The sequence below is a fragment of the Streptomyces coryli genome (genome assembly GCF_011044975.1).
In the GTDB taxonomy this organism is placed as follows: Bacteria; Actinomycetota; Actinomycetes; order Streptomycetales; family Streptomycetaceae; genus Streptomyces; species Streptomyces coryli.
Genome location: NZ_JAAKZV010000382.1, coordinates 1 through 5,061, shown reverse-complemented (window position 1 = coordinate 5,061; position 5,061 = coordinate 1). Strand labels below are relative to the sequence as shown.

General features: G+C 74.1%; 4 protein-coding genes. 3 read left to right on the top strand and 1 reads right to left on the bottom strand.

All coding sequences use genetic code 11. The annotated features are described in order from the left end of the window. Both G5C51_RS39710 and G5C51_RS44180 read left to right on the top strand, forming a co-directional pair. Positions 1-949: oxamate carbamoyltransferase subunit AllG family protein (locus G5C51_RS39710; RefSeq protein ID WP_165245428.1), on the top strand; the 949-nt coding region annotated here is incomplete at its 5' end. Between the two features lie 496 nt (positions 950-1,445). Then, the gene (locus G5C51_RS44180; protein WP_165245426.1) at positions 1,446-2,579 is read left to right on the top strand and encodes an oxamate carbamoyltransferase subunit AllH family protein; all 1,134 of its coding nucleotides are present in this window, start codon (positions 1,446-1,448) and stop codon (positions 2,577-2,579) included. Here the strand turns inward: G5C51_RS44180 and G5C51_RS39700 are convergent. Continuing rightward, positions 2,569-3,492 carry a helix-turn-helix transcriptional regulator gene (locus G5C51_RS39700; protein ID WP_165245430.1) on the bottom strand — a complete coding sequence of 308 codons (924 nt, stop codon included), beginning with the start codon at positions 3,490-3,492 and terminating at the stop codon, positions 2,569-2,571. The genes G5C51_RS44180 and G5C51_RS39700 overlap by 11 nt on opposite strands. 111 nt (positions 3,493-3,603) lie before the next feature. Between G5C51_RS39700 and G5C51_RS39695 the strand changes: the two genes are divergently transcribed. After that, the coding region (locus G5C51_RS39695; RefSeq protein ID WP_165245424.1) for an MFS transporter at positions 3,604-5,061 on the top strand (1,458 nt) is incomplete at its 3' end.

Sequence of the window (5,061 nt, the reverse complement as noted above, 5' to 3'; positions counted from 1 at the left end):
GGCGGGACGTTGCCTGCGCTACGGGGCGCTCGGGGATGACGTGATGGCGCGGCTGCGGTGGATGGGGGAGGTGCTGGCGCCGGCGCTGCGGGCGGCGCTGCGTGCGCGTGGCGAGGGGGTCGACCTGCGGGCGATCACGGCGCAGGCGCTGCAGATGGGCGATGAGTGCCACAGCCGCAACACCGCCGCGTCCGCGCTGCTGCTGCGCGAGCTGGCGGCGGAGCTGGCCGGGGGCGCGGAGGCGCGGGAGGTGCTGCGATTCCTCGCCGGAAACCACTACTGGTACCTCAACTTCTCCATGGCCGCGGCAAAGCTGGCCACGTCCGCCGCGCACGGCGTGCCGCACTCGACGCTGGTGACGGCCTTCGCGCGCAACGGGGTCGAGGTCGGGATCCGGGTCAGCGGGCTGGGGGAGGAGTGGTTCACGGCCCCGGCCACGCAGGTCCGTGGGCTGTACTTCGCGGGTTACGGACCCGAGGACGCCAACCCGGACATCGGGGACAGCGCGATCACGGAGACGTACGGGCTCGGCGGCTTCTCGCTTGCGGCGGCGCCCGCCATCACGGGCTTCGTCGGCGGCACGGTCGACTCGGCGCTGCGCACGAGCCGGGAGATGGCGCGGATCGCACTGGCCCGGCACGAGGCGTACCGGCTGCCGGCGCTGGGTGGGGTGGGCGCGCCGGTCGGAATCGACCTGCGCGCGGTGCTGGACACGGGCATCGCCCCGGTCATCACGACGGGCATCTCACACCGCGAGCCCGGCATCGGCCAGATCGGCGCGGGCCTGACACACGCCCCGCTGGAGTGCTTCCGGAAGGCTTTGGCGGCCCTTCCTCTGGAGGGGATGCCGGGGCCGCCGGAGGCGCCGGAGGAGGAACCGACCGGGCAGGGCGCCCCGGCGCCGGAGCGGATCGGGCCGGACGGCGGCCCGGGCTCGGGTGGCGGGTGAGTCCGGCGGTCCTCCCCGGTGCGATGGCCGACGTCGGCCGGGATGAGTGGGGAGGGTGCGATGGTCGGCGTCGGCCGGGACGAACGGGAGGCTGCGGCGGTCGCGGCAGGGCTTGGGCCTGGCGGCCTGGCCGCACCCGACCATTGAGCTTGGTGGGTCTCGCGTCTGGCCGTGCCCGGCCGTTGAGCCTGGCGGCTCTTGCGCTTGGCCGTGCCCGGCCGTTGAGCCTGGCAGTTCTCGCGCCTGGGCGCACCCGACCGCTGAGCTTGGCGGGTCTTACGTCTGGCCGCACCCGGCCGTTGAGCCTGGCGGCTCTCGCGTCTGGCCGTATCCGATCGTTGAGGTTGGCGGCACTCGCGTCAGGCCGCACTCGGTCGTTGTGCCTGGCGGGTCTCGCGTTTGGCCGCACTCGACCGCTGAGTCCGGCGGAGCCCACCCGCACTGCGTCCACACGCGCCGAGACGGCTGGGCCCGCCGGCCCGGGCTCCGTCGGCCCGTGAGCCCGGCTGCCCTGGTCGGCGCGCCGTCCGCGCTGGTGGAGTCGCTGATACGGGGCCCGTATCGGCGGGCGCGCGTGGTTGGGGTGGTGGATCGCGCGGTGTATCTGCTGCCGGAGGGCAGCCGTTGGCCGCTCGCGGTGGTGGCGCACGACGCGGTGCGGGTCCCGACGGCGGTCGTGCTTCCGCCGGCCGCGGGCGAGCGGCCCTTCGCCGGGATCGCCGCCAGCGGCGCCGCCCGTATCGGCGGCGGCCGTATCGGCGGCGGCCGTGTCGAGGTGGGCCCGCTCCGGGTGACGGCCGGTGCGCCCTGGACGCCGCCCCGCGTCCAGAGCGCATCGGCTGCGCCGACCGCATCGACCGCATCGGCTGCGACCACCGCATCGACCGCATCGGCTGCGACCACCGCGCCGACCGCATTGGCCGTGCCGACCGCGCCGACCGCATCGGCTGCGCCGTCCGTGCCCACCGTGCCGACCGCGCCGACCGTATCGGCTGCGCCGTCCGTGCCCACCGTGCCGACCGTATCGGCTGCGCCGTCCATGCCCACCGTGCCGACCGCGCCGTCCGCATCGGCTGCGCCGTCCGCCCCCGCCGCCGCGGTTGCCACGGCTCTCCCGGCGCTGGCGCGCCTGCGGCTGAGCCGCAAACTCCCGCCGTCAGTTGAGCCGTTGGCGGACGCTCTGGTGGCGGTGCTGGCGGCGCCGGCGGGCACGCCCGCAGCCCCCAACGCCGCGATCCACCAGGCCGCCGTCCCCCTCCTCGGCCTGGGCCCAGGACTCACCCCCTCCGGCGACGACTACCTCTGCGGCCTCCTGCTCGCCGCCCACGCCGCCGCCCCGAGCCCGCCCCGCTGGCTCGCCCCACTCGCCGAGGCCGTGTCGTCCCTCGCGCCTGAGCGCACCACGCTCGTCTCCGCCTCCCTCCTCCACCAAGCCGCCGAAAGCGGCCATTGCATACCCGAAGTCGCCGACCTCCTCCACGCCACCGCAGCCCCCGCCGCAGGCGGCTCCGTGCCGCCGATCGCCCTCGCCGCGCTGCTCGCCGTCGGTCACAGCTCCGGCAGTGACCTGCTGCACGGTCTCCGCGCGGGGGCTCGGCTCCTGTGCAAGGCCCCCGCCGTCACGCCGTAATCGCGGTCTCCGCCTGGACCGCCAGCGCCTCCGACAGCGGGCGGGCGTGATACGGGCAGCCGATGAGCGGGTCGTCGAGGCTCATCAACTTGCGCATCTTGGACTGCGAGTCCTCGCCGTGCGGCGTATAGACCACGATCCGCGTCTCCGGTATCCCGCTCACCGCGAGCGAGGTCGTCACACACTCCAGCTGGCCCACCGACGCATGCTGCACCACCTTGATCCGCGCCCCGGCGGGAGCCACGTCGCCGCTCTCCCACAGCGCCCTGAAGTCCGAGCTCTCGCCGCACAGATCGCGTATGAACTCCTCCCACGCCGGCTCGCCCACATGCGGCCCGTACGCCCCGCGGAGGGTCGCCACCAGCACTGGCAGCTCCGTATCGCGATTGATCATCACGCAGCAGCAACTGGGGCCGGTGAACAGGCTCCACAGCACATTCCGGCGGTTCTGCCGCAGGTGGAAGGACGGGAAGAGGTGGGCATAGCTGGCGTTGGCGGCCAGGACGTCGTAGCGCGAGCTGTACACCGCGGCGGGCAGCGGGTTCAGTGCGTCGATGATGCCTTGCACCTCGGCCGGGAGCTCGCAGAACGGAGGCTCCCCGTCCGGGTCTTCCTCGTACGGCACCTCCGCCAGGTGGTACAGATGCATGCGCTCGGCGGTGTCCAGCCGCAGCGTGCGCGCCACGGCGTCCAGGACCTGGGCGCTGGCGTTGATCGGGCGGCCCTGCTCCAGCCACGTGTACCAGGTGACACCCACGCCGGAGAGCTGCGCGACCTCCTCGCGGCGCAGCCCGGGGGTGCGGCGGCGAAGGCCAGGTGGCATGCCGACATCGGCCGGTGTCACCCGGGCCCGTCGGCTGCGCAGGAACGCCGCCAGCTCAGGCCGGCGACGGTGGTTCGGCTTCGTCACCATGCTGCTCACCCCCCTAGAGTCCAGCGTGCGACGGACGGTTGCCAGGTGCTGTCAGTACCAGCATCGGCAGGCTCTCGTTACCAGTACTCGCTCGGGACCACGCTCAGTGTCATGACCGAATCCGTCCCCGTCCCCGCCTCCGTCTCCACAACGCCAACTTCCGAATTCAGTAAAGCGGATGGCACTGACAACGCCCCCGCATCACCGCCCCGCACCCGACCGGGATGGCTCCTCGCCATCGTCCTGACCGGCCAGTTCATGGCCCTGCTCGACGTTTTCATCGTCAACGTCGCCGCGCCCACCATCCGTACCGAACTGCACGCCGGCGGCGCCGAACTCCAGCTGATCATCGCCGGTTACACCATCACGTACGCCGTCCTGCTCATCACCGGCGCCCGCCTCGGCGGCATCCTCGGCCACCGCCGGATCTTCCTCGTCGGCCTCGCCGTCTTCACCGCCGCCTCGCTCGCCTGCGGCCTCGCCGCGGGGGCCGGGCAGCTGATCGCGTTCCGGCTGGTGCAGGGGGCGGGCTCGGCGCTGTTCATCCCGCAGGTGCTCAGCCTGATCCAGCGCACCTTCACCGGCCCGTCCCGGGTCCGCGCCCTCGGCTGGTACTCGGCCGTGCTGGCCACCGGCGCCGCCGCCGGGCAGATCGTCGGCGGCCTGCTGGTCAGCGCCGACCTCTTCGGCGCCGGCTGGCGGCCGGTCTTCCTGGTCAACGTGCCCATCGGCCTGGCCCTGCTCGCCCTCGGCCTGCGCCTGCTGCCGCACGACGAGGCCGCCCCCGGCGCCTTCGGCCGCGCCGTACGGGCTCTCGACCGCGGCGGCCTGGTGCTGCTGGCCGCGGTCGTCTCGCTCTTCACCGTGCCGCTGGTGCTCGGCCAGGAGCTGGGCTGGCCGCTGTGGGGCTGGCTCTCGCTGGCGGCGAGCGGGCTGCTGGCCGTCTTCTTCTACGTCCATGAGGCCCGGCTCGGTCGCCGCGGCGGCGCCCCGCTGTTCCCGCCGCAGGTGCTGCGCGCGGGCCGGATGCCGGTGGCGGTGATCCGTACCGGCCTGGCGCTGGCGATCAACGGCGGCTTCCTGCTGGTGATCACCCTGCACGTCCAGGGCGGCCTCGGCTACAGCGCGCTGCGCTCCGGCCTCACCCTCGTACCGGCCGCGATCGGCTTCGGCATCACGGGCCTCACCTGGCAGCGGCTGCCGGCCCGGCTGCAGCCGCTGACGGTCCCGTTCGGCTTCGCGCTCGCCGCGGTCTCGTCGGTGGCGATGGGCGCGGTGCTGCGCGACGGCGGCGAGGGGGGTGCCGCCCTCTATGTCGCACTCGCCGGCGTCGGCGCGGGCCTCGGCTATGCCTTCAGCCCGAATCTGACCCTGGCGCTGGCGACCGTACGACAGGAGGACGCCCCGCACGCCAGCGGCCTGATGGTGACCACGGCGCAGCTCGGCATCACGGTGGGTGTGGCGACGATCGGCACCCTCTACCTGAACCAGCTCGACGGCCCCGGCGCCGCGGCCTCCGGCGACGCCCTGTGGGTGGCGGCCCTGGCGCAGGCGGGGGCGGCGCTGGCG

Coding starts and splice junctions, on each gene's coding strand:
- G5C51_RS39700 (WP_165245430.1), bottom strand. CDS start 3,492: ATGGTGACGAAGCCGAACCACCGTCGCCGGCCTGAGCTGGCGGCGTTC.